24 protein-coding genes and 1 tRNA gene are annotated in these 25425 nt (G+C 55.3%); 15 read left to right on the top strand and 10 right to left on the bottom strand.

The genetic code is table 11. The annotated features are described in order from the left end of the window. Window positions 1-42 precede the first annotated feature (42 nt). On the top strand, window positions 43-3789 hold the full coding sequence (locus IPM28_10825; protein ID MBK9173484.1) for a VCBS repeat-containing protein: 3747 nt from the start codon (window positions 43-45) through the stop codon (window positions 3787-3789). Window positions 3790-3825: 36 nt separating this feature from the next. After that, a tRNA-Leu gene (locus IPM28_10820) sits at window positions 3826-3912 on the top strand. Between the two features lie 228 nt (window positions 3913-4140). Here IPM28_10820 and IPM28_10815 read toward each other — a convergent pair. Beyond that, on the bottom strand, window positions 4141-5070 hold the full coding sequence (locus IPM28_10815; protein ID MBK9173483.1) for a beta/gamma crystallin family protein: 930 nt from the start codon (window positions 5068-5070) through the stop codon (window positions 4141-4143). Window positions 5071-5351: 281 nt separating this feature from the next. Here IPM28_10815 and queA point away from each other — a divergent pair, with 281 nt between their 5' ends. The 5 genes from queA (at window position 5352) to IPM28_10790 (ending at window position 9818) form a co-directional block, all read left to right on the top strand. Further along, a complete protein-coding gene (gene queA / locus IPM28_10810; GenBank protein MBK9173482.1) occupies window positions 5352-6383 on the top strand; it encodes a tRNA preQ1(34) S-adenosylmethionine ribosyltransferase-isomerase QueA in 1032 nt (343 codons plus the stop codon). Between the two features lie 19 nt (window positions 6384-6402). Continuing rightward, on the top strand, window positions 6403-6936 hold the full coding sequence (gene rimI, locus IPM28_10805) for a ribosomal protein S18-alanine N-acetyltransferase (protein MBK9173481.1): 534 nt from the start codon (window positions 6403-6405) through the stop codon (window positions 6934-6936). A gap of 45 nt (window positions 6937-6981) precedes the next feature. Next, window positions 6982-7632 carry a thiamine phosphate synthase gene (gene thiE / locus IPM28_10800; protein MBK9173480.1) on the top strand — a complete coding sequence of 217 codons (651 nt, stop codon included), beginning with the start codon at window positions 6982-6984 and terminating at the stop codon, window positions 7630-7632. Window positions 7633-7834: 202 nt separating this feature from the next. Next, complete coding sequence (locus IPM28_10795) at window positions 7835-9040, top strand: PilT/PilU family type 4a pilus ATPase (GenBank protein ID MBK9173479.1); 1206 nt, start codon at window positions 7835-7837, stop codon at window positions 9038-9040. A gap of 46 nt (window positions 9041-9086) precedes the next feature. After that, the gene (locus IPM28_10790; protein MBK9173478.1) at window positions 9087-9818 is read left to right on the top strand and encodes a zinc-ribbon domain-containing protein; all 732 of its coding nucleotides are present in this window, start codon (window positions 9087-9089) and stop codon (window positions 9816-9818) included. Window positions 9819-9984: 166 nt separating this feature from the next. Here IPM28_10790 and holA read toward each other — a convergent pair whose 3' ends face one another. Next, window positions 9985-11040, bottom strand: a complete 1056-nt coding sequence (holA, locus tag IPM28_10785; protein ID MBK9173477.1) for a DNA polymerase III subunit delta — start codon at window positions 11038-11040, stop codon at window positions 9985-9987. An 18-nt stretch (window positions 11041-11058) separates the two neighbouring features. Then, on the bottom strand, window positions 11059-11634 hold the full coding sequence (locus tag IPM28_10780; GenBank protein MBK9173476.1) for an LptE family protein: 576 nt from the start codon (window positions 11632-11634) through the stop codon (window positions 11059-11061). A 122-nt stretch (window positions 11635-11756) separates the two neighbouring features. Here IPM28_10780 and IPM28_10775 point away from each other — a divergent pair, with 122 nt between their 5' ends. Further along, window positions 11757-12263: a CHAP domain-containing protein gene (locus IPM28_10775; GenBank protein MBK9173475.1), complete on the top strand. Its 507-nt coding sequence runs from the start codon at window positions 11757-11759 to the stop codon at window positions 12261-12263. On the opposite strand, the gene folP is transcribed toward IPM28_10775, so the two are convergent. The 5 genes from folP to argH all read right to left on the bottom strand — a co-directional run bounded on the left by folP (window position 12260) and on the right by argH (window position 18026). Then, window positions 12260-13108: a dihydropteroate synthase gene (folP, locus tag IPM28_10770; GenBank protein MBK9173474.1), complete on the bottom strand. Its 849-nt coding sequence runs from the start codon at window positions 13106-13108 to the stop codon at window positions 12260-12262. The two genes, IPM28_10775 and folP, sit on opposite strands and share 4 nt — an antisense overlap. Before the next feature lie 74 nt (window positions 13109-13182). Beyond that, the gene (ftsH, locus tag IPM28_10765; protein ID MBK9173473.1) at window positions 13183-15078 is read right to left on the bottom strand and encodes an ATP-dependent zinc metalloprotease FtsH; all 1896 of its coding nucleotides are present in this window, start codon (window positions 15076-15078) and stop codon (window positions 13183-13185) included. A gap of 174 nt (window positions 15079-15252) precedes the next feature. After that, entirely contained in the window at window positions 15253-16224 is a 972-nt protein-coding gene (gene tilS, locus IPM28_10760) for a tRNA lysidine(34) synthetase TilS (protein ID MBK9173472.1), read from the bottom strand. Further along, entirely contained in the window at window positions 16214-16648 is a 435-nt protein-coding gene (locus tag IPM28_10755) for a PaaI family thioesterase (protein ID MBK9173471.1), read from the bottom strand. Before IPM28_10755 ends, tilS begins: the two co-directional genes overlap by 11 nt. After that, window positions 16641-18026, bottom strand: a complete 1386-nt coding sequence (argH, locus tag IPM28_10750; protein ID MBK9173470.1) for an argininosuccinate lyase — start codon at window positions 18024-18026, stop codon at window positions 16641-16643. The genes IPM28_10755 and argH overlap by 8 nt, the downstream gene beginning before the upstream one ends. Window positions 18027-18114: 88 nt before the next feature. Between argH and IPM28_10745 the strand changes: the two genes are divergently transcribed. From IPM28_10745 to IPM28_10720, 6 genes are all read left to right on the top strand, one after another. Then, window positions 18115-19314, top strand: a complete 1200-nt coding sequence (locus IPM28_10745; protein MBK9173469.1) for an argininosuccinate synthase — start codon at window positions 18115-18117, stop codon at window positions 19312-19314. Between the two features lie 53 nt (window positions 19315-19367). Beyond that, window positions 19368-19619 (top strand): type II toxin-antitoxin system ParD family antitoxin, encoded by a 252-nt coding sequence (locus IPM28_10740; protein ID MBK9173468.1) that lies wholly within the window; start codon window positions 19368-19370, stop codon window positions 19617-19619. Next, a complete protein-coding gene (locus IPM28_10735; protein MBK9173467.1) occupies window positions 19616-19930 on the top strand; it encodes a type II toxin-antitoxin system RelE/ParE family toxin in 315 nt (104 codons plus the stop codon). Before IPM28_10740 ends, IPM28_10735 begins: the two co-directional genes overlap by 4 nt. Window positions 19931-19956: 26 nt before the next feature. Then, window positions 19957-20238, top strand: coding sequence for a hypothetical protein (locus IPM28_10730; GenBank protein ID MBK9173466.1), 282 nt, complete (start codon window positions 19957-19959; stop codon window positions 20236-20238). 658 nt (window positions 20239-20896) lie between these two features. Further along, on the top strand, window positions 20897-21298 hold the full coding sequence (locus IPM28_10725) for a nuclear transport factor 2 family protein (GenBank protein MBK9173465.1): 402 nt from the start codon (window positions 20897-20899) through the stop codon (window positions 21296-21298). A gap of 70 nt (window positions 21299-21368) precedes the next feature. Then, on the top strand, window positions 21369-22922 hold the full coding sequence (locus IPM28_10720; protein ID MBK9173464.1) for a class I SAM-dependent methyltransferase: 1554 nt from the start codon (window positions 21369-21371) through the stop codon (window positions 22920-22922). A gap of 8 nt (window positions 22923-22930) precedes the next feature. On the opposite strand, the gene IPM28_10715 is transcribed toward IPM28_10720, so the two are convergent. Next, window positions 22931-23623 (bottom strand): methyltransferase domain-containing protein, encoded by a 693-nt coding sequence (locus IPM28_10715; GenBank protein ID MBK9173463.1) that lies wholly within the window; start codon window positions 23621-23623, stop codon window positions 22931-22933. Between the two features lie 84 nt (window positions 23624-23707). On the opposite strand from IPM28_10715, the gene IPM28_10710 reads away from it, so the two are divergent. Beyond that, window positions 23708-24010, top strand: coding sequence for a DUF4157 domain-containing protein (locus IPM28_10710; GenBank protein ID MBK9173462.1), 303 nt, complete (start codon window positions 23708-23710; stop codon window positions 24008-24010). Window positions 24011-24072: 62 nt separating this feature from the next. Here the strand turns inward: IPM28_10710 and IPM28_10705 are convergent, their stop codons facing one another. Beyond that, window positions 24073-25332 (bottom strand): DUF1501 domain-containing protein, encoded by a 1260-nt coding sequence (locus tag IPM28_10705; GenBank protein MBK9173461.1) that lies wholly within the window; start codon window positions 25330-25332, stop codon window positions 24073-24075. Window positions 25333-25425: the final 93 nt, after the last annotated feature.

Here is a 25425-nt window from a genome sequence, read left to right as displayed (position 1 = left end):
CGACGAGTTTTGCCCTCGGCCTGACTGAAATAGAAAGATCTGATGCGATATAAGGCTGCTTTTTGCGTTACCCTGGCTGCGATATTGTCGATCTTCACGTCCGTCATTTCACAGGTCAAGGCACAGGCCCCGGCCATTACGGTCGTCGGGCCGATCACGAAACAGGCGGTGGCGTTTGGCCACTCTTCCGCATCGCTGAACTTACTTACATCCGGCAGCTTTGTCACTTCGAAAACCCCGAATGCCGCCATAGGTTTTGACCGTTTTGACCGACGCTCGACCAATGAAGAGCCGAACCAGCGATCAGGTGACGAGAATGTATTTTCGACACCGGCGGGTGTACCGATGCCGGCGCCGTCGCTTTCGTTCGACGGCATCGCTAATTTTGACAACGTCACCATATTCAACCTATTGATACTGCCGCCGGACATGAATGGCGACGTAGGGCCGGATCATTACGTTCAAGCCGTGAACTCGTTAATACGGATCTACGACAAGTCCGGCAAGCCGCTCTTGCCGCCGTTCAGGATCAGCACGCTTTTTGCTCCGCTTGGTACGGTCTGCTCCACCCGGAACGACGGGCTTCCGGTCGTCTTGTACGATCAGCTTGCCGACCGATGGCTGATCAGCCAGGTCTGCTCGGCTTTTCCGCCGTTTCGGCAGATGGTCGCCATTTCAAAGTCGGGTGACCCAACCGGCGAGTATTTTGCGTACGAATTTGTGATGCCGAACGTGAAGATCAACGATTTTCCGAAGTTTGGCGTATGGACCGATGCCTACTACATGACGACAGACGAGTATCTCGGTTCGGACTACACGGGAAGCGGGGCGTTTGCCTTTGACCGCGAAAAGATGATCGCCGGTGACCCTACCGCTGGTTACGTGTATTTCGGATTGAATATGACCACCCCGATCCGCCGCCGCGGATTTCTGCCGTCCGACCTCGACGGCCTCAGACCGCCTCCACCGGGAACACCGGGCATTTTCGCGAGTTATACGGCGACCGAATACGGCGACCCGGCAGACACGATCAGATTGTTCGAATTCGACGCAGATTTCGACGATGGGGTCGCTTCGACATTTACCGAAAGAAACGAAAGCCCGATAGCCGTTGCTCCTTTCGACCCGACGAGCCCGAAAGGGAGGCCCGACATTGCTCAGCCGCCGCCGGGCGAGTTTCTCGATTCGCAGAGCGATCGGCTGAATCACCGCCTGGCCTATCGCAACTTCGGCTCGCATGAGTCGCTGGTTGTGAACCAAACCGTTCGGACATCGCCGATCGGGAGCATTTATCGAGCCGGGGTGAGGGTTTACGAGCTGCGAAATTCGGCCGCCGGATTCCAGCCATTTGTCGATGCGACGATCGGCGATGCCAGTGTCTCGCGATGGATCGCGTCGGCGGCTCAAGATCACGAAGGTAATCTTGCAGTTCAATACAATCTTGCTAATGAGGACAAGAAACCGTCGATACTCTATACAGGAAGGCTTGCGGATGATCCGCAAGGAGCATTCAGGACCGAAGCAACACTGATCGACGGAACCGGCGTTCAGAAGGCCTTTGGGTGGCGATGGGGCGAATACAGCGGCTTGAGTGCCGATCCGGCGGATGACTGCACGTTCTGGTTGACGAATGCCTATTACTCGCAGGAAAGCGAACAATGGAGCGACCTCGGTTGGCTTACGCGTATCGGACGTTTCAAGTTCGCGGAATGTGCAGCGGCCCCGACCGGAAGGCTTCGAGGATCGATCCGCAACTCTGTTTTGAATACGCCGATAGCGAACGCGCGTTTTGCTGTGACGCCGTCGACCATCCAGAGCGCATACCCGTATCTTCGTTTTTCTGGCGCCGACGGACTTACGCCCGCAATGATCGCGCCTCCCGGACAGTACCGTGTTACGGCAAGTGCGCCGGGTTTTCGGGATTCGAGTTCAGATGTGACGCTTCCGCAGGGAACGGGCGAACCATTGACGGTCGCTCTAGGGCTCGAACCGATCCCAGTTTTTGATCAGCCCGACATCGAATTCGGAGCCGAAAGCTGCAGTATCGATCAAGCCCCTGAGCCCGGCGAATCGGTGACGATCAATTTGCGCCTAAGCAATACAGGAGCGGCTCCGGCGCCTGACCTTACAGCGACATTGATCGATGGCGGCGGGATAACGAATACAGGGCCGCCGCAGAACTACGGAACGATCCCGGTCGGCGGGGCGGCAACGAGGCCTTTCAGTTTCCGGGTCGCCGCCGACGTGAAGTGCGGAACACTGGTCGAACTTCGATTTCGTTTGCAATCGCCCGGCCGGCCGATAGAGGAGCTCATGCTACCGATCCGGGCCGGTCGCCGTAAGGTCGCATTCAGCGAGAACTTCGACTCGGTCGCCGCGCCCGCTCTGCCAGCCGGATGGACGACCACGTCCTCAGAAAATCATCAGCTGTGGCGAACCTCGACGAACCGGACGCAATCGGGTCCGAACTCGATGTTCTCGCCCGCTCCGCTTCAACGCGGCGTGAACGAGCTTATCTCGCCGGCATTGCAGATCGATAGTTCATCGGCTGAGATCCGGTTCCGGAATTGGTACGAGCTCGAGACCACGTTTCTTCGCAACCGGCTCTATGACGGGTCGGTCTTTGAGATCAAGATCGGCGACGCGGATTGGCAGGACATAGTTGCGGCCGGCGGTCAATTCATTACAGGCGGGTATGACGGCGCTATCGACGCCTGCTGTCAGAACCCGCTTGCCGGACGGCTTGGGTGGTCCGGAAGAAGCGGCATCTTTCAAGCCTCGCAGTTCATTGATACGATCGCGAAATTGCCCGCCGCCGCAGCCGGCCAGAGTGTTCGGCTTCGCTGGCGGATCGGGACGGACATCGGAACATTTCGCGAGGGCCAGTATATCGATGACATCGTTGTCACGGATGGCTACAGCTGCGAATGCAGTTCGGCCGCCGGCCGCGCCCGCTTTGATTTTGACGGCGACGGAAGAACCGACATTGGTGTTTACCGTCTCAATGCGGGAACCGACCCTGATTTCCGGATCGTCGCAAGCTCAAGCGAGGCGATCAGCGAGATCCAGTTTGGCACAGTCGGCGATCTGCCGGCGATCGCGGATTTCGACGGTGACGGCAAAGCGGACGTCGCGATCTTTAGGCCGCAGTCCGGCGAATGGTGGATAACGCGAAGCTCGGACGCGACGGTGAGCACACTCAGATTTGGAACAGCAGGCGATCGCGTCACACCTGCTGATTTCGATGGCGATGGCAAGGCCGATATAGCGGTTTATCGTCCTGCCGATGGTGTCTGGTATATATTTCAGAGTTCGGACGGCGGCGTGAGAATTCAGGCATTCGGCTTGCCTGAGGACATACCTGCGGCTGGCGATTTTGATGGCGATGGGCGCGACGACGTTGCCGTTTTCAGGCCAAGTAATGGCGTGTGGTACGTTTACCGCTCGGGTGGCGGAATCACATACCAAGGCTTTGGCCTATCCGGCGATCTGCCGACGCCCGGCGATTTCGATGGCGACGAGATCGATGACATAGCCGTTTTCCGTCCACAGAATGGCACATGGTATCTGCTGCGATCGGCGGAGGGTTTCGGCGCAGTGCAATTCGGTGCTGCATCAGACCGTCCGCTGCAGGGCGATCTTGACGGTGACGGGCGAGCAGACATCGCCGTCTATCGGCCGTCGACAGCGGCATGGTACTCGCTCTTCAGCTCGACCGGCGGCGTTAGCGTCCGTCAGTTCGGGGTTAATGGGGATCTGCCGGTACCCGGAATCGGTAACGTGCCTTGACCTGGAAAGCCAAGAGTTTTAATATCAGAAATTCGCGCCGGAGTGGCGAAATTGGTATACGCACCAGACTCAAAATCTGGCGGGAGCAATCCCATGTCGGTTCGAGTCCGACCTCCGGCACCACTCAAAATCCTCCTGATAAACTACGGCGAAAAATCTTGACACGGCTGCCCGGCGGCTTGTAAAGTTGATGCTACTGGGGGTGATATTATGATAAATAATTCAAACGAGGTAATAACGAACTGATCCAACAGGATAGGTTCGGACAAAAAAACAGCATACCGTTTTCGGTATGCTGTTTTTCTTTTTGAACAACGCGCTTCGAAACTTCGGAATACGCATTCTGAGCGGTTACCTACGACGATAATTTATGATCTCACCGTTGTCGGTTCGCGTCGTTCGAATGCCGCGGTTGATCGAGGTCACGCGTGACGTGGCTCCGTTGATATTGAGATAGTTACCGCTCGTGAAAGACCCATAAGACAGCCCACCGCCAGCGTCCGCAGTAACGCTGCCGTCGCTCGCGATCGTAAGAATGATCTGTGTGCCGTTGGGTGCAGTGCCAAAGAACGTACCGCGAGCCCAACTCGGCGGCGAGATCTGATTACCGCTATTGCCGCCCCATCCGCCGCCGCCACCGCCGGTGCGCGTATAGTAGATACGTTCGCCATTGTCGGTTCTGGTCGTGAGGATACGGTTACCCTGCCGGGTTACTCGCGCGACCGCGCCGCCTAGGTTGATATAATTGCCCGCCGTAAATCTGCCGTAGGTCATTCCACCGTTGACGCTCGCATTCACGCTGCCGTTGGCAGCGATGGTCAAGGTTATCTGTTCGCCGCGGGGTCCCGTACCGTAAAATACTCCCTGGGCCCAGTTTGGGGGACGAACCGTGTTTCCGCCGCCGCCCCAGCCGCCTCCACCACCGCCGCTCAACCGACGCAGCGACGATATGCGGTTGTCCCAATCATTCCGGCGCAGATCACTCTCTTCGCCAGATATGGTCACACACTGGCCACGATAATTCGATTGATCGCAGACCTGCCATTGTTCGCCAGGGCCGACGCGAATGCTCGAAATTCGATTATTGAACCTTGAAGGCAGGTTCGAAACATTGGTCTGGTATGTAGCGGCGTCACCGCGAAAATTACGATCCTCAAAGACCGTGATCCCCGGCCCGCCGCCCATCATTCTTTCATCCTGACCCATTATCTCGGTCGATAACGCGGCCACGAAAGCAACCACCGCTAGCGAACATAAAATCCCAAATCTAAATACTCGCATGGTAATCTCCTTGATCTTGTTACGGTAAACCCCAAATCATGTGAAGAGACAAACTCCCGAGTATGGCAAACGGCACCTGTTCGAGAATTCCCCCTTGAACGACCGATCGTGCAACATCGTTGACGCTGACCCAACGGCTAAAAGCGACGATCCGATCATGCGCCTCCAATTCGATGTACGCGGTTCCGGCGCAGCCAAGCCGCGACCCATCGATTTCTTAAAGGGCGTCTCAACAAGTATAATCAAAAAGTCCTTTGCTCACAAGAAAATGTTTGGTTTCGATGCACATTTCGGAGCTTGATTTTGAACTTCCTCCCGAGTTGGTCGCGACCGAACCTCTCGGCCATCGCGACGATTCTCGCTTGCTATATGTCGATAGAACGGCGGGTACATACGTGGACCGCCGTTTCAGCGATCTTCACCGGATACTCGATCGCACCGATGTTCTCGTCCTGAATAACACCAAGGTCTTCCCGGCTCGCCTGCTGGGCACTTCTGATACCGGTGCCGCGGTCGAGATCTTCCTCGTTAAGGAGGTCGCCGAAAACACCTGGGATGCCTTGGCAAGACCCGCCCGACGGCTGCCACCGGGCCGATCGATAGTTTTCGGCGACGGTTTTTCGGGGCAGATCATTCAGCGCGATGGCGAAGGACATGTGATCGTGTCGCTGCAAGCTCGGGGATCGATCACAGAGGCGATCGAGCGATTTGGCCGTACGCCGCTGCCGCCTTACATCAAACGTGAACGTGACGCTCCGGACCGTGACCGACAGCGATACCAGACCGTGTACGCGAGTCGATCAGGTGCGATCGCGGCTCCGACCGCGGGACTCCATTTCACACCTCGGGTGCTCGAAGAATTAAGAGAAAAGGGAATTCAGGTGATCGAGATCACGCTGCACGTTGGCTACGGGACGTTTGAACCGGTAAAGGTCGAGAAGCTCAATGATCACCGTGTCCAGCCGGAACGCTACGAGCTTAATGAAGACGCCGCCGCAAAGCTGGCAAAGGCGAGATCCGAAGGCCGCCGCATCATCGCTGTAGGAACCACGACCACACGAACCCTGGAAACCGTCATCGGAAGAACTGGTGAGTTCCGAGCCTCATCTGGTGACGCTGATCTCACGATCCTTCCCGGTTACGAATTCCGTGCGATCGACGGTCTGCTCACCAATTTCCACCTTCCGAAGAGTTCTCTGCTCGCATTGGTTTCTGCTTTTGGCGGTCACAAACTTATAATGAATGCATACGAGTATGCCGTTAGATCGCGATATCGATTTTATAGTTATGGCGACTGCATGCTGATAGTCTAGACATTGGTGCCTCAAAGCAATGGCCGTATTTCAGTCGATCCGAAACTTGTTCGTGCCGCCGCACTTCGCCGAGCCTGAGAACACCGTGCCTGCGCCGCCGACCAGCTACGAGATCCGCCCGATGTCGATCGGCGATCTGGGCGAGCTCTTGAACATCAACGCAAGGTGCTTTAGAAACGGCGAAAACTACACGAAGCACACGTTCTCATACCTGTTGAACGACCCAAGTACCGTCGGATATCGCATGGTAACGGCTGAGGGTAAGATGGCTGGCTTCGCGTTCGTGATGATGAATCCGGACGGTGCGGCTCACCTGACGACGATCGGGATCGCCCCGGAGCATCGCCGACGCGGTCTTGGGCAGCAATTGGTAAGGCATATTGAAAAGACGATGTCCGCTAAAGGCGTCTCGACGATCGTTTTAGAGGTCCGGGTCAGCAATACCGCGGCTCAGAGCCTTTATCGCGGGATCGGCTTCAGTTCGGTTCAGCGCGTCTCGAAGTACTACAGCGACGGCGAGGATGGATATCTGATGATGAAATCGCTTGTATAGCCGATCTTTCTTGTCCAGGACTTTGTTACGCCTTACAACGACCACGTGCCTGAATTTCGCCTTCCAAAAGTCTATCCGCTGACGGACACACGCCTTTCTGGCCTTACCCACCGAGAACAGGCCAGGGCACTCGTCGACGGCGGCTGCCGTTTCTTACAAATACGAGACAAATCAATGAGTTCGGGCAGTTTCTTTGAAGCGGCGCTCGAGACCCTCGCAGTTGTCCGGGCTGCCGGCGGACGGTTGATAGTCAATGATCGCGTCGATGTCGCGATAATGATCGGGGCTGACGGCGTCCATCTGGGCCAGGACGACCTTCCCCCCACAGAGGCCCGCAGATTACTCGGCCCAAAGTCGGTCATCGGCTTTTCGACGCACACGGTAGAGCAGGCGATCGAGGCCAGCCGTCTGCCTTTGGATTACATTGCTTTCGGGCCGATATTCCCTACCGGTTCAAAGCCCGATCATGATCCCGTGGTCGGCGTTGATGCGATCGCAAAGGTACGCGATGCGATCGGGGACATCCCGCTGGTCGCTATCGGCGGAATCGACGCTTCGAACATCTCAGCCGTGCTGGATGCCGGAGCTGACTCAGCCGCTGTCATTGGTGCAGTCCTCGGCGAACCGGGAAAAATTGCGGCTCGCTTCACCGAACTCGCCTCGGCTGCCGAAGCACGCCTTGCGTCGCTGATTTAAGTAGCCTTAAGACCTTAAGTGAACGCGGACGCCCGAGGTCTCAAAATGCAAAACAGTGTTAAAGTTTATTAAAAAAGTACTTGCGTTCCTCGTGATCTGTGAGCGATAATGGTCTCAGCAGATCGCCTGTACGGATTTGCTTGACCCGCTCTTCTCACCTTGCCCCGCCTGTTTGTTAATTTCTTCAGGAGTATTCCTAAAAATGAGTTTGCTTGACGTAGCACCCATTATTGAGCAGATGTTGCTCGTGTCCGATAATGTCAGCGACCTAAACTTTTCTTGCAATCAAAAACCGCAGGTCGAGATCAACGGCACGCTCTACCCGTCAACCCCGATGGGCTTAGGAAAGCTTTCGGCATTTCAGACCGAGATGATCGCGATGTCGATCTTGCGTGATAATGCCGACGCCGCACTGCATCTCGCAAAATACCGTACGGCTGACCTGAGCTATGCACTGCCCGGAAAATGCCGGTTTCGCGTGAACATTTTTCAGCAACGAAATTCGTATTCGATAGTAATGCGTGTTATCCCGCACGATGTTCCGAGTTTCGACACGTTAAAGATACCGCCTCAGCTGGAAGATATCTGCAATATCCGCAACGGCGTCGTTCTTTTGACCGGCCCGACCGGATCCGGAAAGAGCTCGACACTCGCCGCGATCATCGACCGGATAAACGAGACCAAGAGCTATCACATCGTCACGATCGAAGACCCGATCGAGTTTCTTCATAATCATAAGAAAAGCACGATCAACCAACGCGAGGTCGGGGCCGATACCAAGGACTTCGCCTCTGCATTGAGAGCCGCCCTTCGGCAAGCGCCCAAGGTCATCCTCGTTGGCGAGATGCGTGACCTCGAGACGGCCGAGATCGCTCTTGAGGCCGCAGAAACAGGCCACTTGGTCCTTTCTACGCTTCACACGATCGATGCTTCAAAGACGATCGACCGCATCATCGGGCTCTATCCGAAAAACGAGGAACGTATCATCCGAACTCGCTTGGCACAGACCTTTCGCTATATCGTTTCGCAGAGGCTTATTCCAAGAGCCGACGGCAAGGGCCGCGTAGCCGCCGTCGAGATCCTCAAGTCGAACCCGCGAACGCGCGAGTACATCGAAAAAGGCGAAACGGAAGGTAAGACCCTGCTGGACGCTATCCGCGACGGTGAGATCGACGGCATGCAGGATTTTGATTCGGTCATCCGCAAATATATCGAGGACAAAACGATAACGCTGGAAGACGGCCTTTCGTATGCGACGAATCAGAACAACCTGCTGCTGCAGCTTAAGGGTCTTTCCTCGACCGAAGATTACGTTAACCAGAACGGATCGATGCCGGCAGTACAGCCGCTCGCTCCGCCGCCGCCGGCGGTCCCGAGCACGAGTTCGGTTCTTGACATGATGGAGTAGGCAACCGATCCCGACCGCCTTACAGATCGGTTCGAATCAAACGATTATGATCATTCGCTGTGACAATTGCTCGGTTTCGCTGCAAGTAGACGAATCGAAGATACCGAACGGTAACTTTACCGTCCGATGTCCTCGGTGTCAGAACATGCTGCGGGCCACGAAAGACTCAAAGGCACCGATATCGCCCACCGCGCAACAGCTCGAAGCCAACCAGCCTGCACCCGCGGCTTCAGAGGGTTCGAAAGAGTTTGCGGCAAAGGAATCGGAGTTCGAGATAAACAATGCGCTCAAATCGCTGTTGTCAGCTTTGCAGACAGGCGGTGCGTCGCTCGAAACGAACGACGAGATAAGCAAAAAGCCCCGGCGGGTTTTGCTTTGCCTCGGCGAGCGCAAGGACGAGGTTGCCAAAAAGCTGGCAGAGGCTGGTTATAAGGTCTATATCGCAGAAACACCGGCTCAGGCTAACGAAAGGCTTCGCGAGGGAAAGACCGAGATCGTGATATTCTCGCCTGATTTCGCGGCCGAGTTTGGCGGTGCAGCGATATTGCAGCAAAAGGCGAACGCGATGTACTCGTCAGAGCGGCGACGGCTTTTCCTTGTTTCGCTGGAAGACGGCGGTACAACGATGAACGCTCACGAGGCATTTCTCAGAAACCTGAATCTGATCGTGAACACAAGCGACATTCCGCAGCTGCCGCTAATATTGAATCGCGCTGTTTTGGATTTCAACGATCTCTATCACTATCTCAATATCGGGCTCGGCGTAGAACCGATCTGACGGTCTGAAAGACGGCATTTGATGGGCGAGGGTGCCTATCGCAAGAATTGTAGGGGCAGGGCGAGTCCCGGCCCGTCTTCCTTTCCCAGGTACAAAGACATCGGGCAGCCATAATTGCTGCCCCTACAATCAACATCTCACATTTCACAGGACGTCCGCTACGCCATCATTGGCCTGCGGACGTAGCAATTTCGCTTACCAACATCTCGATCTGCATTGCGGAGCCTTGCGGGCCGCCTCCGCCGACCGACGTTTTTATTGCCAGATCGACCGCAGCGAGCCGCTTTAGGATCGAAGCAAGCCGTCGTGTCTCGGCGCGCCGTGCCGCGGCCAGGAACGGTTCCTGATCGCTGTATCGCAATTTCACGATTCTGGTGATATCCGAACGCTCTGCCCCGCTCTCCATCATCGATTTTGCCATCAGCAGCCGTCGGAAATTGTATGAGATCAGCCCGAGCAGGGCGAGCGGTTCTGCTCCGTCGCTGAGTATTTTTCGCATTGCGGCGATCGCCTGGCTTTTTCGGCCCGCAACGAGGTGATCGGTGAGGTCAAAATTTGAAAGTTCGGCTTTATGGCTGACCAGGTCATCGATCAGATCGACCGTGACCATCCCGTTTGTTATCGCGGCTGTCGCCAGCTTGCCTATCTCGCCCGACAGCCTGCGGAGATCAGAACCTGTTAAAGAGATAAGATGGCGCACGGAATTCTCGTCGATCCGTGCACCGAGTTGTTCAAAATTGCCCTTTACCCATCGAATGAGCTCAGCGCCTTCTAAACGCCTGAATTCGACCACGACCGCGTGCTTTGACAGGAGCTTCGATATCTTTCGACTACCGTTAAGCTCATCGGCAAGTATTATCAGAACGGTCTGCGGCGACGGGTTCGAAAGGTATGCCGCCAGCACTGGTTCAAACTCTTCTTTCAGTGTGTCGCGTTGCGCTGTTGCGGCGATCCGTGCGTCGGTGATCTGAACGACACGTCTTTGGGCCATCATCGGGAGTTGTTCGGCTGCGGCGAGGGCCGAACGCAGATTCTCAGCGTTGCTGAGGCTGTAGGCGTCCTCGTTGAAATCACGAAACTCGCCTTCAGAAAATGCGAGATCTGCGATCGTCTTGGCGGCAAGGTCACGAAGGGCGGATTCCGGACCATGGAGTACGTACACCGGCGCGATCTCGCGGCGTTTCAGCTGTTCTCTCAATGCGTCTTTCGACGTTTCCGGCATATCAAAAACCCGAACGGCCTATTTCTTTTCGTCGCGCACACCGATGCCGTTCACAAATGCCGAAACGGCGGCCTCAGCAAACGACCGTGCGATCCGCTCGACCGCCGGGTCTTCTTCGTTAAAGAACGATCGCGGATCTGAGGAGAATTCGAACGAATCACGGAACACAAAATTCTGGTTATCGAACAGGATCTTTTCTTCTTTAAGGTCTCGGATCGTTACAGCAGCGACGATCGTCACCTCGTATACGCGAGCACGTCCTTCGCTGTCCAGCAGAACTCCGGTAAAGCTGAAATCGCGTATCGTGCCCTCGATGACCGCATCAGCCCCGCGGGTCGTGCCCTGAACCCTGAGGCCATTCCCGCGTCGGATGATCTCACGCGATACGGCTTCGGTAAATCTAGATTCGACCCGATAACGGAGCCCTTTCGCTTCGGCCTGAAATGCCGGAACGGCAACGGTTCGAATATTCTTGGGCAGGCCCGAATTTGTGACCGGTTTGTAGCAGTCGGTAAAACCCAAAACCGCAAATGAGATCGTTACGACAGCAAGCGATCTGAGTGTCCGTGAAAGCATGGGACGAAGTATTTCCATATCAGAATTACATTATTCTACCCGAATTTTCGATTTATCGGCAGGCTGCGTCGAGCGGCTTTTGACATTCAGCAAATTAAACGGAAAATAGGCGTCGTCAACAAAGGAGCAGCGAGTGTTTTATGGGATTCAGGGATGTAGTTCTGTTTGTCGGATACCAGGAGATCGGTAACAGCCTGAAATCGAATCCTGCACGGGTAAAGGAGTATATCGACTTTTCGTGCACACAGACGGTCACCTCACATCTGCAGGTAAGCTGGTGCACCCACTTCGTTCATTGGTGTGTCGACCGGGCAGGTTTGACGGGGAAGATCGCAAAGGCGCCGCTTGGCAACAAGTCCACCGGGCGGATGCTCGAGGCCTTTCCCAAGACCACGAACCCGAGGCCGGGCGATCTCTATTACATGCCCGTTGTCGGCGGCAAAACGACCCACCATTTCGGCCTGGTCAGCGACGTGCAAGGCGACGAGATCGAAAGCCTCGACGGCAACTCTGGCGATTGGCGCGATCCGCGAACCGATTGGACGACAAAAACAGGCGGCGGCATTGGCGGCGGAATGGTCTGTCTGAACAAGAGAAAGATCGTCGAGATCGCAACATTTCTTGAGCTTGTGCCGTCGGATATTTAATCGACCGATCGCCGGACCGCATCGACTATACGGAACGCCTCCGCCGTCTGTCGGACATCGTGGACACGAGCGATCGAGGCTCCTTGCCAGACGGCGATCACGGCACTTGCCAGACTGCCGGCAAGGCGCGAATCGGACGGAGCTTCATCGAGGATCTTTGCGATGAATGACTTTCGCGATGTGCCGATCAGAAAAGGGAACTCGGCGAAATCGCGGATAAGTCCGGCCAGATCGCCGAGCAGGGCGAGATTCTGATCCAGTGTTTTGCCAAACCCGATACCGACGTCGAGGACAATCTGATCTTTTCCGACGCCGTTCGATGTGGCGATCTCGATGCTTTGGTCAAAACCTGACCTGACCTCGGCTTGAATATCGGCGACCGGCTCCAGGCTGTGCATCGATCCAAACTCGCCGCGGGAATGCATAAGCACAAGGCCCGTTCCATTCGCCGACGCGACCGCTGCAACCTTCGGATCGAACCGAAGGCCCGAAATGTCGTTAATGATCTCTGCCCCGGCTTTGACCGCAGCTTCGGCCACCGAAGCTTTGCTCGTGTCGATCGATACCGGACGATCGAAACGTCGGACGATCGCTTCGATGACCGGAACGACGCGGCCGATCTCGTCCTCGGGATCGACCGGTGAGCTTCCGGGCCGGGTCGATTCGCCGCCGATATCAATTATGTCGGCACCTTCCTCGATCATTTCGCCGGCACGCCGAAGTGCATCATCAGACGAGAGGTATCTGCCGCCGTCAGAAAAGCTGTCCGGCGTGATGTTGAGAATCCCCATTACGAGCGGCCGGCCAAGCGGAAGTCTGCGGCCGGAAGTCTGCCAGTACTTCATGGACTTCATTTAAAAGCAAAAAGGCAAAAGTAAGAATACTACTTTTGCCTTTTTATGTTCAGGTTGAACGGGCCTTAGGCCGTTGCCGGATTGTTCGGCGTTATCGGAGGCAGGATCGGCTTCTTGAAGCGTCCGCCTTTTTCCTCGACCTCGGGTGAACCGTCGTCGTCCGTGGTAGACGAAACCGGTTCGGTCCCGTCCAGCGGCAGCCCGGCGACAACACGCCGGATCTGAACGCTGTCAAGCGTTTCGAGTTCGAGAAGCGCCTCGGCCAGCCTGACCATCGCGTCAGCGTTGTTGGTGATGATGGCTCGGGCGTTGTCGTATTGTGCGGCAATGATCTTCTTCACTTCAGAATCGATCTTGATCGCCGTCTCTTCAGAATAATCGCGATGCTGCGAGATTTCGCGTCCGAGGAATATCTGCTCTTCCTTTTTACCGAAGGTCAACGGGCCGAGATCGGACATTCCATATTCGCACACCATCGCTCTGGCAAGTTCGGTCGCACGCTCGATGTCATTCGAAGCGCCGGTCGTTACCTTGTCATCACCGAAGTATATCTCTTCGGCAAGCCGTCCACCCATCAATATCGCGATCTGGCTGAGCAAATACTCGCGTGTATAGCTGTGACGGTCGGCCTCGGGAAGCTGTTGGGTGACGCCAAGGGCCATTCCGCGGGGAATGATCGAGACCTTGTGAACGGGATCGGCCGAAGGGACCTTCAACCCGACCATCGTATGTCCGGCCTCGTGATACGCCGTCAACTTCTTTTCAGCGTCGCTCAACACCATGCTTTTGCGTTCAGCGCCCATCAAGACCTTGTCCTTCGCGATCTCGAAGTCTGACATCATCACGACCTTTTTGTTGTATCGGGCCGCATTGAGAGCCGCTTCGTTCACGATATTGGCAAGATCAGCACCGGTGAATCCGGGCGTCCCTCGTGCGATAACGCTGATGTCAACGGCTTCGTCCAGAGGTATTTTGCGCGTATGGACCTTCAAGATACCTTCGCGTCCGCGAACGTCCGGCCTGCCGACCACGACCCTGCGATCAAATCGACCGGGACGCAGCAATGCGGGATCGAGAACGTCCGGGCGGTTGGTCGAGGCGACCAGGATGACGCCGTCGTTCGATTCGAAACCGTCCATTTCGACCAGAAGCTGATTGAGCGTCTGCTCGCGCTCATCATGGCCGCCGCCAAGGCCGGCGCCGCGATGACGGCCGACAGCGTCGATCTCGTCGATGAAAATGATGCACGGAGCGTTCTTCTTTCCCTGTTCGAAAAGGTCGCGGACGCGGCTCGCACCGACACCAACGAACATCTCGACAAAATCAGAACCCGAGATCGAAAAGAACGGCACATTGGCCTCGCCCGCGATAGCCTTAGCGAGAAGGGTCTTACCGGTTCCGGGAGGCCCCACCATCAGTACACCCTTGGGGATCTTGCCGCCGAGTTTCTGGAACTTTTGCGGATCTTTGAGGAATTCGATGATCTCCTGAAGTTCTTCCTTCGCCTCTTCGACACCGGCAACGTCTTTGAATGTGACGCGTTTCTGTTGATTATTGAGCAGCTTTGCCTTTGATTTGCCAAAACTCAAGGCCTTATTGCCGCCCGCTTGCATCTGGCGAAGCGTGAATGCCAAAAAGCCGATGAGAAGGAGGAACGGCAAAGCGTTGATGAGTATCAGCCACCCGAGGCCGCTCGAAGCCTGTTCGAGGTTGATCTTAGTATCGGTGCCTTCGGCGGCCTTGTATATCTGGTCACGTGTCGAGTCGCTTGAGTCGAGCTTTGCACTAAGCTTGGCATCGTTCTTATCGACGAGTTCGAGGGTGTCCTGCTTGACCGTCACCTCTTTGATATCCTTGTTCTTGATCTGTGTCAGCGCTGTATCAAACGACAATTCCTGCGGCGGTTTGGTCTGTTTGCCCTGAAGGTACCAAACAAACAGCAACGCGCTGGAAATGATCATCAACCACAATACGATCTGTCTTGCTTTCGAATTCAATTTATTGCCTCCAAATCCACTGCAACGTGCCGCGGATCGTTACCAATGCCGTTTGATGAAATTTTACACAGCATCGTTGTTCCTAATCCTTTTCAATTCAGCGCCAAACGCCAATCTTTGATTGTAGAGGGCTGAGGCTCATTTTTCAACCGTAATATTTATGTAAACAAGGCGTCCTTTCTGTTTCATCACCCTTCCTCCGCCGGGGAGTTCGATCATTCGACCGCTCTTTGGGCTATGGATCAAACGATCGATCACTTCGATATGTTTCAGTTGCAAAGACCTCAGGTTTCCGCGATTCGCTCGCAGCCATGACCGGATGACGGAATACAGCCGGGCCTTTTCGAATGACCGCAGATATTGGATCGACATCTCGATGTCAGGCTCGTCACGCGGGGCTTCAGCCGATCCTTGCATCAACTGCGTTGTCCGCGCCAGCGTCTCGACGATCTTCGGATTGAACGTCTCAAGCATTGGCAAGAGTTCGCTCCGGATGCGAACACGTGTGAACGCCGGATCGATGTTCATTGCGTCGACACGCGGTTCGATCTTCATATGTTTGCAGAATGCTTCGGTCTCACGGCGAGTCGCCCAGCGGACCAATGGGCGGATGAGTTTGATCTGTGACCCGTCAAATTCCCTTACAGGTTGCATTGCCGCGAGCCCTTCGGGTCCGCTTCCGCGGATCAGGTTCATCAGAAGGGTCTCGGCCTGATCGTTCAGCGTATGAGCGGTCAGAACGGCAAATGCTTTTTGATCGCTCGCGGCCTTCAGCAAATATGCGTATCGCGCATTTCGAGCGTTTTGCTCGAGGTTTCCCGTTTTAGCGATCCGTCCCTTGCCAAGCACGAATTCCAGCCCGAGCGAAGTCGCAAGGCCGCGGACAAATTCTGCGTCAGTCTTACTCTCAGCTCCGCGGAGGCCGTGGTCGAAGTGCGCGACCACAAGCCGCAGGCTCAGCTTTTTTCGAGTTAGCAGATCTGCGAGAGCGAGCAGCATCGAGACCGAATCAGCACCGCCCGAAACGGCAACGATCGCCGTTTCGCCCTCGAACTGCGATCCAAGCCTCCGCCATTCAGTGATCAGGCCTCGGACAAATTTATGCATCATCGGAGATCGCCGGAAACGCCGGGCGGTTTTGGAGCAGGATAGTGATCCTGCCGGTGAAGATCAGTTTTTGTCTGTCGTTCGTTATATCGATCTGCCAGACGCTCATTGTCCGGCCCGGGTAGATCGGCCTTGCCTCGACCGTCAGCAGGCCCTTGCTGACGGCGCGGAGGTGATTGCCGTTGATCTCGATGCCGACGGGCGTGACCTTCGTCAGGTCGGCATTCGAAACGACGCCGATCGAGGCGGCCGTCTCGGCAAGATAGAGCGAAACGCCGCCGTTCATGATCCCGACATATTGATGTACTTTCGGGGTCACTTCCATTGTCAGAACGACATGCTCGGGCGTCGTTTCAACGATATTTACGCCGAGGAACCTCATCAGTTCATTCTCAGCCGTTCGGGCGATCAGTTCAGATCTATCCATTCAAATACTCTCTTGCAGCCTGAAGTGCGGCAGCAACGCGGACCGGAGACGTTCCTCCGATCGCCGATTTGCTGCCAATTGTTCGGTCAAGGGTCAGCGCCTGAAATACACCGTCGTCTATCTCGGGCGCGATCGCCCGCATTTCTTCGAGCGTCAGCTCCTCGAGCTCCTTGCCCTGGCCGATCCCGAGCAAGACGATCCTGCCGACCGTCTCATGTGCAGTGCGGAACGGCACGCCTTTCTTTACCAGGTGGTCGGCGAGTTCGGTGGCGTTCAGGTAGCCTTTGATGGCGGCTTCGCGTGAGCGTTCCTCGTCGACGATCGCGTTCTCGACCACTATAGCGGCCGCGCGCAGCGAGATCTTGACGGTGTCGGCGGTATCGAAGACCGCCTCTTTGTCCTCTTGCATATCCTTGTTATAAGCAAGCGGCAAACCTTTCATCATCGTAAGCAACGCCGAATTGTGGCCAAAGACGCGTCCGGCCTTGCCGCGCAGAAGTTCAAGGGCGTCGGGGTTCTTTTTTTGCGGCATGAGACTCGAACCGCTCGAAACGGCGTCGCTCAATTTGATAAAGCCAAATTCGTTCGAACAGAAAATGATCATATCCTCGGCGATCCGCGATAAATGAAGCATGATGAGCGAACACACCGACGTGAATTCGATCGCAAAATCGCGGTCAGACACCGCGTCAAGGCTGTTTGCCGCGACGGCGCTGAAACCGAGCTCTGACGCTACAGCTTCCCGATCGATCGGAAACCCGGTTCCGGCAAGTGCTCCGGATCCGAGCGGCAGCACATTGACACGCACGAACAGATCTTTGAGCCGGTCGCGGTCACGCCTGAACATTTCGAAATACGCAAGGCACCAATGTGCGAACAATATGGGTTGAGCTCGCTGAAGGTGCGTGTATCCAGGCATCACCGCATCGCGAAACCCCTCGGCGATATCGACGATCGCGGCCTGCAGGTCGCGGGTCAGCACATCGATCCGGTCGATCTCTTCACGCATCCAGATCCGCAAGGCCGTCGCCACCTGGTCATTTCGGCTTCGCCCTGTGTGCAGCTTGCGTCCGGCGTCGCCGATCGCTTCGACAAGTTTGCCCTCGATAAAGGAATGAACGTCCTCCGCGTCAGAAGCAAAAAAGTCCGGAACGATCGCAGCATCGGCAAGCAGCTGCGTCAGCCCGCCGATAACCGCGTCGGCCTCATCCGGTGAAAGCAGCCCGGCGCGCAACAGACCGTTCGCGTGAGCAACGCTGCCGCGGATGTCGGCGGCGAACAATCGCCGGTCGAACCGGAACGAATCGTTGAACTCGGCGAATGTTTCATGAGGCTTTTCGGTGAACCGGCCGCCCCAAAGCTGATCTGCGTTGGTCATTCAAATCTCCGTTTGCTTATAATCGATACTTCGATTCTACAACAGGCTTTATCTCGACTGTTAGGATGTTGAGCAGCTTCCGCTATTTATGGATAAAAAGATCAACAAGGTCGTCCTGGCATATTCCGGCGGATTGGACACCTCCGCGATGCTGCTTTGGATTAAAGAGACCTACGATTGTGAGGTCGTCTGCTATTGCGCCGACGTCGGCCAGGGCGAGGAACTGACCGGCCTTGATGAGAAAGCCAAGGCGACCGGTGCATCGAAATTGTACGTCGAAGACCTACGCGAAGAATTTGTAAAGGACTTCGTCTGGACTGCGGTGAAAGCCAACGCTCTTTACGAGGGCGTTTATCTGCTAGGCACATCGCTTGCGCGTCCTGTCATCGCCAAACGCCAGATCGAGATCGCCCGAAAAGAAGGCGCCGATGCCGTTGCCCACGGAGCCACTGGCAAGGGCAACGACCAGGTCCGTTTCGAGTTGACCTACTACGCACTTCAGCCTGATATCAAGGTGATCGCGCCGTGGCGCCATTGGGAATTCAAAGGCCGTGCCGACCTGATCGCCTATTGCGAGAAGCACGCCATTCCGGTCACGGCGACCGCCGAAAAACCATATTCGATGGACCGCAACCTAATGCATGTCTCTTACGAGGGCGGCGTTCTGGAAGACCCTTGGGCTGCACCGCCCGAGGATATGTTTCTGCTGACGCGATCGCCGGAGAACGCATCGGACCAGGCCGAAGAGATCGTTCTCTCATTCGAAAAAGGCGAGCCCGTGGCGATCAACGGCGTCGGACACGGTGCAGTCGACCTTCTCTCTCACCTTAACTACCTCGGCGGCGAACACGGTATCGGCCGGGTCGATCTGGTCGAGAACCGCTTCGTCGGGATGAAGTCGCGAGGTGTTTATGAAACGCCGGGTGTGACCATTTTACAGGCCGCGCATCGAGCGATCGAATCGATAACAATGGACCGCGAAGTGATGCGCCTCCGCGACAGCCTCGGGACGAAGTTTGCCGAATCGGTCTATTACGGTTTTTGGTTCGCGCCCGAGTTCGAGATCCTACGCTCGATGATCGACCAGACACAGGAAACCGTGAATGGCGACGTCCGACTGAAGCTCTACAAAGGCAACGTGATCGTCACCGGCCGCACATCGCCTAACTCTTTGTACCGGGAACGCGTCGTAACCTTCGAAGACGACGCCGGCGCCTACGACCAACACGACGCCGAAGGATTCATCAAGCTCCAGGCGTTGAGACTAAGATTGAGGAATATGGAGTAAATAATGCTTGGCAAATATTGACAAAAGATGACAATCGGGTCTAGATTTTCTGTATGGCGACCACGACGATGAATATCTCGCTCCCCGATTCGATGCGGGTCTTCGTTGAAGAGACTTTGACGGAGAATGGATACGGTAGCGCAAGCGAATACGTCCGAGACCTTATACGGGCCGATCAGAAACGACGGAACGAGAAGCGGTTAGAGACATTACTGCTTGAACGGCTTCAAGCGGGCGATGATGAAACATTCACGATGGAAAACGTTCGGGCCGAGATGCGCCGACGGATTGAAGCCAAGAAATGATCAAATATGCGCCCGGCCTATTTGCTGAACTTGTAGAGATATCAACGTACTTAGCCCAGTACAACCAAGCGACTGCTGAACAATTTCTCGATAGCTGCGAAGAATGTTTTGAACTGCTGGAGAAATTTCCGGATTTGGGCAGCCCGCGCAGATTCGAAGCCCCAGAATTGACCTCAATCAGAATGTCGCTCGTCAAAGGCTTTGACGATTATCTTATCTTTTACGCCCCTATTGCCGAGGGCGTCAGAATTCTGCATGTGATACACAGCGCTCTCGACTACAATCGTATCGTCGATATTGGCGATCTTTAGCACGCAACTCTCGAAGGAAATTAGATATGAAATGTTTAGCATGCGGCAGTGAATCGCTCGTTGGGGGTACGATATTCGATTCGAACGGGGCGAAGGTCCTTTTCAAGCTGGATGACACTCCGATGTGGAAAAGCCTGTTCGGGGCCGGAACGCGTGGCATACGAGCCTACGGCTGCGTCCATTGCGGTCACCTCCAACTCGCCGTCGACTTCACCGAGAAAGACCTACTGCAATACCAGCAGTTCGAAGGCGAACAGCCCGGGGTGTTGGAAAGAATAAACTCGGAGCCAGAAACGTTAAAGGAGTAGAGACCTTGGCTACTTTAGAAAAACCGCATAAGTACAACGCTCCGGGACCCTTCTACGTTTGCGATGGTTGTTGCACCGCATGTGATATACCTCGAATGGAGGCCCCCGACCTTTTCGCATACGATAGCGAATATCACTGCTACGTTTCAAAGCAACCTGAAACCGCTAATGAAGTTAGCAAGATGCTCCGAGCCCTGATTGGTAGTGAGTTGGAGTGCATTCGTTATCAAGGATCCGACAGTGAGATTCTTCGAAGGCTTGCTGAGTCAGGGAAGGCCCAGTTGGCAGACACGAAAATTACTGACTGCAAGCCCATTTCACGCAACCATGTAACATTCGATGCCATTGACGAGGACGACAGGACTATCTCACCCCGCGACCTAGCGACTAAGTTTCAGAGGGACGTCCTCGCGAGGAATAGCGAATACATTGAATACAAGTTCAGCGAATTTAGATCAGACGAAATCTCCACAAGACTCTCTTTCTCCTGGTATCAGGATAACTTCCATCCGGTAATGTTCTCCTTCGTCGGATCATCACCTTGTCGGTGGCTGATTGTTTCGGAAACGTCGTTCGTCATACATGACTGGCTCGTTGCCGACGGCCGATTTTGCGATATCCGTTGGTATTCAGAGGAACAATGGAACAGGTCTAGAGAATGGCAAGAAACTCCGTGGTAAAGGTTCTGGAAACCTGGCACAATATCGTCCGCACTCGCGATGCGAGCGGGCTTGGCGAATTGTTGGCTGAGGATGTCGTTTTCTACTCGCCGGTCGTTCACACGCCGCAGGTCGGGAAGGCGGTCACGACGATGTATCTGTCGGCGGCGGTGCAGGTGTTCGGCAACGAATCTTTCAGATACGTCCGCGAGATCGTCGGCGAGAGCGATGCGGTGCTGGAGTTCGAGACCGAGATCGACGGCATCATCGTCAACGGCGTCGATATGATCAAGTGGAACGGCGACTGGGAGATCAGCGAATTCAAAGTAATGGTTCGCCCCCTCAGGGCCATCAACCTGATCCGCGAAAAGATGGGCGCAATGCTCAAACCCGCCAGATAGAGCTTTGGCTCGCCGCGACTTGTATCTAAAGGCGGCAGATCAACGGCATCGTCTGTGATATTGTTTTCCAATGATGACAGACGATTTCTCATACGACCGGCTTCCGTACCCAAGCAAGTTCTTCGTTCAGACCTTTCCCGACCGTTTGGCGACACAGGCGACGCTTTTCGGAATGGACCCGCCCGCGGTCGAAACCTGCCGCGTGCTCGAACTCGGCTGCGGAAACGGCAGTAATCTGATAGCTCAGGCCTACATTATGCCCAAGGCGACCTTTGTCGGGGTCGATCTCGGCATAGGCCATATCGATGATGCAAAAGCCGCGGCCGCGGAACTTGGATTGACTAACGTCGAATTCCGTCAGATGGACGTGATGGAGATGTCTGAGGCCGATTTCGGCAAATTCGATTACATCACGGCCCATGGTCTGTTCTCATGGATACCTGATGTCGTTCGTGAACGTACGCTGGGATTATTCGCCGAGCTACTTGCATCGAACGGCGTCGGTTATCTTAGCTACAGCGCCTATCCCGGAGCGCACGAACGCGAGATCGCACAGCGGGCTATGCGTTTCGCAAGCCGCAATATCAGTGAACCCACCGAAAAGGTCGCAACGGCACTCTCATTCCTCAAATTTGCTGCAGAAAATACCCCGAACCGTGGGACGTTCCAGCAGACGCTTGCGAATGAGCTGAAGCGGCACGCGGTTCACGCCGCCGCGGATGTTTTCCACGACGACCTCTCGGATCTCAACACACCGTTCTATTTTCATCAGTTTGCCGATATGCTCGGCGAGCATGGGCTGCAGTTCCTTGCCGAGGCCGAACTCCACGCGATGGGCACGAACGACCTTTCGGCAGCCGCCCGCAATTTCGTCGATTCGCTTGATGATGCCGTCGAGCGCGAACAGTATCTCGATTTTCTTCGCGGGAGGGCATTTCGCCAGACCCTGTTCGTGCATCGTTCCGCAGACCTCGAACGCGATCTTGAACCGTCGATAGTCGACAGATTTTTGATCGCTTCATCGATGCGTCCGGCAGGAGCCGAACCCGACCTCGCGTCAGCAAAGGTCGAACGGTTCGTCGGGCCAAAGGGAACCGGGATCGAGCTGGACCTGCCACTGGCAAAAACGGCCATTGCAAAGCTCGGGACGGTTTGGGGCCGTGCATTGCCATTTGGCGAACTTGTCGAAGACAGCAAACGGAAGTTGAGCGAAGCGGGTTTTGCAGCAGACGACTGGGAATCGCAGATCGAGATCGTCCGTAAGATAGTACTTCAGATCGCCCTTGCCTCGAACATGATCGAACTGCATGTTTATCAGCCGACAGCTGAAACCGCTGCGAGTTCGATGCCACGGATCAGCCGTCTGGCGCGCTGGCAAATGAAGAACGCTGCGAATGTACTGACGCAATTCGGCCTGGATATGAAGATCGAGGACCGCGTTTCAAGGCACTTGCTTCAGCTCCTGGACGGGACAAGATCGCGAAACGCTGTTTTTGACGAACTCGGCAAGTTCATAAGGTCGGCACACGATATCGAGGGGAAACACGAGATCTTGAGAACGCTGCCGGAATGGCTTGATGCGAGCCTCGGCGATCTGGCACGTATCGGCATGTTCGAGGCTTAAGCCTTCACTCAGGCGCGCATCACCAGCCGATATGGGAAATGGCGCGTGACGACCGCGATCCGGCCATTTTCTGAGCCGCCCAGTTCTTGAAGTTCCGATGCCTTGAATCCGCGCAGGACAGACAGCGATCCGTCGTGCCTCACAAGCCGCGAAATGCCGAATGCCGCACAAAAGAGTTTATAACCGGCATATGCGACGGGGTGACGATGAAGATCGATGATAAAGACCCCGAGACGCGAAACGCGCCGCATTTCTCTCAAAACGAAGGGAATTTCGGCATCGGTCAGATGATGGAAGAAAAGGGATGAGATCGCGTACTCAAATGCGGCGTCGTCAAAAGGCAATGCGAACGCGTCACCCCGTACGGAAGCGATCGAGGGATGATCGGAAGACATCGATCTTGTCGTTGATGCCGAGATCGGATTGAGGTCGATCCCGGTGAGCGATACCCGACGGCCGCTTTTGTCAGCATATTCAGCGACCGTACGCAGCAGCTCGCCAGACCCGCTGCCGACGTCGAGTACCGAAAACTCCTTCGGGTCGTTGTGGTCAATATCGCGAAAGAGAGTGTTTTTCAAAGCTTTGCGATCGCCGACGTAACGATTGATGAAGGCGATCTCGCGAAGAAAACGCCGATATTCGTCCGGCGAGTAATCGCCTGTATCGATACGTTCCAGTTTATTCGAGCGAAAGCGAAACATAGTGTTTGCGTTTGACCGATTATATGCAAGAATTCCGCATTATTATATTGAAGCAGTAAACAAACGATCGAGAAGGAGAGATTTATGGAAGATACCGGAAAAGGGCACCTGGCGCAGTCGGCCGCGGCCGTGGGCAAACCGCAGCCGAAAGAATTGCCGCAGGACCTGCGTCATCGGATGGAGACGTCATTCGGGGCGGACCTTTCTGCGGTGCGGGTTCATGAAAGCCATGCGCCGACGATGCTTGGGGTCAATGCGTTTACAAAGGGCAACGATCTGTTCTTCGCTCCGGGTAAATATGCACCGCATACGCCCGAAGGCGAACAGATGATCTCGCATGAACTGACTCATGTGGTTCAGCAGGGTCATCCGAAGCCAACCGAATGAACGGGTAAGAAAGAAGGCCGCTCGAAGTCGGGCGGCCTTTTGCAACGCGATCGTGACGCGGTCTAACTCAAGAAACCGCGGAATCGCGAATGCTCGGCCGCGAAACGCGGAAACAGAGCATTTAGATCTTTGGTCCCGAGGTGGGTCTTTGCGATCTCGGCGAAAACGTCACGGAAATCGGTCGTTACCGCCAGATCGCGTCCTTCGTTCAATTGATCGTTCTTCAGCCCTTTCCAGTCACCGTAAACCTTTTTGCCCTTGACCGAGTTGCCAAGTACGAGCATTGCATTGCCATGGCCGTGATCGGTCCCGCGTGAGCCGTTTTCCCTCGCCGTCCTTCCAAATTCCGACATCGTCAGTAGAACAACATCGTCCATTCGCTTGCCAAGATCGGTCGCAAATGCCGAGATCGAATTTGCGAAATCGCGAAGCAGATTAGCTAGCTGACCGCGGGCCCCGCCCTGATTGACGTGCGTATCCCAGCCGCCGGCCTCGGCGAACGCTACCTCGAGCCCGACCCCGGCCTTGATGAGTTGAGCGATCTGCATGAGCGATCTGCCGAGCGGCGTTTGCGGGTAGACAGCGCCATTCTCGGGTTTGAATTTCGCAGGATCGACACGCTTAAGATAGTTGACGGCCTCAAAGGTCTCTTTGCCTGTTTCACCAAGGCCGTCCTTTAGATTCTGCTGATAAACGCCTTCAAATCCGCTTTTGAGATCGGCAGTGTACGATCCGGCCTTGATGGTGAAATCCGAAAGATTTGTCATCGCGATCGAAGGCGACTTGCCATAAAGCGAACGCGGAAGCTGCTGGGTCATTGAAACTGCACGGAAAGGCGAATCGGCCTTGCCGGCGGTCGTCTGCAGTGCTCTGTTCAGCCATCCGTCGCGCGTGCCTTTGTATCCGGGCGTTCCTGATTCCATATAGTCCTGAGCGTCAAAATGCGAGCGCGTGTTGTCGGGCGAGCCGGTCGAATTGATCACCGCAAGTTGTCCGGACCGCCAGAGGTTCTGCAGCGACGACATTGCCGGATGCAGTCCGAAATGGCCATCCAGATCGATCGCTCCGTCTGCCTTGCCCGGGGCCGGAACAGCGATAGTTCGCCGCAGAGAGTAATAGTTGTCGTCGCCGAACGGGACGATCATGTTGAGGCCATCGACAGCACCGCGCTGGAAAATGGTCACAAGCACTTTCTTTCTGCCGTACGACTGGCTTGCCGATTGCGCTGCCGCAAATTGATGGAGGAATTCAGGCGCCGCCGCCATCAGGCCGAAGCTTGCCAGACCGACGCCGCTAGTTTTGATAAAATATCGCCTGTTCATAATAAGATACGAGACCGAATGCTACGTTTCGATTCATTTGTTAGTGACCGCACCCGCAAACACGGTGGCCAGCGCGGCAATATCTAAGATGCA

It is taken from the genome of Chloracidobacterium sp., assembly GCA_016716305.1.
Classification (GTDB): domain Bacteria; phylum Acidobacteriota; class Blastocatellia; order Pyrinomonadales; family Pyrinomonadaceae; genus OLB17.
The sequence above is the reverse complement of the archived record's forward strand: the minus strand, read 5'-3'. Positions and strand labels throughout refer to the sequence as shown.

Bases quoted from the DNA above. Each gene is read 5' to 3' on its own strand.
- IPM28_10825 (MBK9173484.1), top strand. From the start codon at position 43: ATGCGATATAAGGCTGCTTTTTGCGTTACCCTGGCTGCGATATTGTCG.
- IPM28_10815 (MBK9173483.1), bottom strand. From the start codon at position 5,070: ATGCGAGTATTTAGATTTGGGATTTTATGTTCGCTAGCGGTGGTTGCT.
- queA (MBK9173482.1), top strand. From the start codon at position 5,352: ATGCACATTTCGGAGCTTGATTTTGAACTTCCTCCCGAGTTGGTCGCG.
- rimI (MBK9173481.1), top strand. From the start codon at position 6,403: ATGGCCGTATTTCAGTCGATCCGAAACTTGTTCGTGCCGCCGCACTTC.
- IPM28_10795 (MBK9173479.1), top strand. From the start codon at position 7,835: ATGAGTTTGCTTGACGTAGCACCCATTATTGAGCAGATGTTGCTCGTG.
- IPM28_10790 (MBK9173478.1), top strand. From the start codon at position 9,087: ATGATCATTCGCTGTGACAATTGCTCGGTTTCGCTGCAAGTAGACGAA.
- holA (MBK9173477.1), bottom strand. From the start codon at position 11,040: ATGCCGGAAACGTCGAAAGACGCATTGAGAGAACAGCTGAAACGCCGC.
- IPM28_10780 (MBK9173476.1), bottom strand. From the start codon at position 11,634: ATGGAAATACTTCGTCCCATGCTTTCACGGACACTCAGATCGCTTGCT.
- IPM28_10775 (MBK9173475.1), top strand. From the start codon at position 11,757: ATGGGATTCAGGGATGTAGTTCTGTTTGTCGGATACCAGGAGATCGGT.
- folP (MBK9173474.1), bottom strand. From the start codon at position 13,108: ATGAAGTACTGGCAGACTTCCGGCCGCAGACTTCCGCTTGGCCGGCCG.
- ftsH (MBK9173473.1), bottom strand. From the start codon at position 15,078: ATGATCATTTCCAGCGCGTTGCTGTTTGTTTGGTACCTTCAGGGCAAA.
- tilS (MBK9173472.1), bottom strand. From the start codon at position 16,224: ATGATGCATAAATTTGTCCGAGGCCTGATCACTGAATGGCGGAGGCTT.
- IPM28_10755 (MBK9173471.1), bottom strand. From the start codon at position 16,648: ATGGATAGATCTGAACTGATCGCCCGAACGGCTGAGAATGAACTGATG.
- argH (MBK9173470.1), bottom strand. From the start codon at position 18,026: ATGACCAACGCAGATCAGCTTTGGGGCGGCCGGTTCACCGAAAAGCCT.
- IPM28_10745 (MBK9173469.1), top strand. From the start codon at position 18,115: ATGGATAAAAAGATCAACAAGGTCGTCCTGGCATATTCCGGCGGATTG.
- IPM28_10740 (MBK9173468.1), top strand. From the start codon at position 19,368: ATGGCGACCACGACGATGAATATCTCGCTCCCCGATTCGATGCGGGTC.
- IPM28_10735 (MBK9173467.1), top strand. From the start codon at position 19,616: ATGATCAAATATGCGCCCGGCCTATTTGCTGAACTTGTAGAGATATCA.
- IPM28_10730 (MBK9173466.1), top strand. From the start codon at position 19,957: ATGAAATGTTTAGCATGCGGCAGTGAATCGCTCGTTGGGGGTACGATA.
- IPM28_10725 (MBK9173465.1), top strand. From the start codon at position 20,897: ATGGCAAGAAACTCCGTGGTAAAGGTTCTGGAAACCTGGCACAATATC.
- IPM28_10720 (MBK9173464.1), top strand. From the start codon at position 21,369: ATGATGACAGACGATTTCTCATACGACCGGCTTCCGTACCCAAGCAAG.
- IPM28_10715 (MBK9173463.1), bottom strand. From the start codon at position 23,623: ATGTTTCGCTTTCGCTCGAATAAACTGGAACGTATCGATACAGGCGAT.
- IPM28_10710 (MBK9173462.1), top strand. From the start codon at position 23,708: ATGGAAGATACCGGAAAAGGGCACCTGGCGCAGTCGGCCGCGGCCGTG.
- IPM28_10705 (MBK9173461.1), bottom strand. From the start codon at position 25,332: ATGAACAGGCGATATTTTATCAAAACTAGCGGCGTCGGTCTGGCAAGC.